We start from the raw sequence: 942 nt of genomic DNA, 5'->3' as shown, positions 1-942 counted from the left end.
CGTATGTAGCCATCAGACGAAAATTGGTAACTTAGACGCCCATCTGATATAGACGGACATCTAAGTATGGAATTACAGGACTGGCGAAAAGAACCTCGTAAAAACTATTCGAATGAATTCAAACTTCGTATGGTGGAACTGGCATCACAACCTGGAGCTTGTGTTGCACAGATTGCACGTGAAAATGGCGTCAATGATAATGTTATTTTCAAATGGCTCAGGCTCTGGCAGAACGAAGGGCGTGTTTCGCGGCGTCTTCCGGTAACGACCTCTTCTGACACTGGCGTTGAATTATTACCTGTAGAAATAACGCCGGATGAGCAGAAAGAACCTGTGGCGGCCATTGCGCCGTCTTTATCCACTTCCACTCAGACCAGAGTCAGTGCCAGTTCCTGCAAGGTGGAATTCCGTCACGGTAACATGACGCTGGAAAATCCATCGCCAGAGCTGCTCACAGTGTTGATCCGTGAACTGACCGGGAGGGGAAGATGATCTCACTCCCATCAGGTACCCGTATCTGGCTCGTTGCCGGCGTTACCGATATGCGTAAATCCTTCAACGGACTGGGAGAACAGGTACAACATGTGCTGAATGATAATCCCTTCTCCGGTCACCTGTTTATCTTCCGTGGCCGACGGGGTGACACCGTCAAAATTCTTTGGGCTGATGCTGATGGTCTGTGCCTGTTCACCAAACGCCTGGAGGAAGGCCAGTTTATCTGGCCTGCGGTACGTGACGGCAAGGTATCCATTACCCGCTCGCAACTGGCAATGCAGACAGAAATAACGACGCGGAGCCACTTCCGCGCCCACTTTGCCGTCGATGTCCATAAAGTGAGTAGGACTGATACGCGGCGCGCCAGTGGTGCGATAGCTTTCGACACCGTGGCACTGCAAGCAGCGGTTGGTATTGGTCGTTACCTGATAACCTTCAACGCTATGC

1 protein-coding gene and 2 pseudogenes are annotated in these 942 nt (G+C 51.2%); 2 read left to right on the top strand and 1 reads right to left on the bottom strand.

Translation table 11 applies throughout. From position 1 onward, the window contains the following. Positions 1–66: 66 nt before the first annotated feature. Both tnpA and tnpB read left to right on the top strand, forming a co-directional pair. Positions 67–492 carry an IS66-like element accessory protein TnpA gene (gene tnpA, locus K1I94_RS11260; protein WP_000422741.1) on the top strand — a complete coding sequence of 142 codons (426 nt, stop codon included), beginning with the start codon at positions 67–69 and terminating at the stop codon, positions 490–492. After that, a pseudogene (gene tnpB / locus K1I94_RS11255) lies at positions 489–719 on the top strand (IS66 family insertion sequence element accessory protein TnpB); the annotation flags it as partial. The gene tnpA and the pseudogene tnpB, both read left to right, overlap by 4 nt. Before the next feature lie 105 nt (positions 720–824). Here the strand turns inward: tnpB and K1I94_RS11460 are convergent. Continuing rightward, a pseudogene (locus K1I94_RS11460) lies at positions 825–896 on the bottom strand (hypothetical protein); the annotation flags it as partial. Between the last annotated feature and the right edge of the window lie 46 nt (positions 897–942).

The organism is Streptococcus sanguinis (genome assembly GCF_019929145.1).
Classification (GTDB): Bacteria; Bacillota; Bacilli; order Lactobacillales; family Streptococcaceae; genus Streptococcus; species Streptococcus sanguinis_U.
Note: the sequence above shows the minus strand (reverse complement) of the source record. Positions and strands in the feature narration are given on the sequence as shown.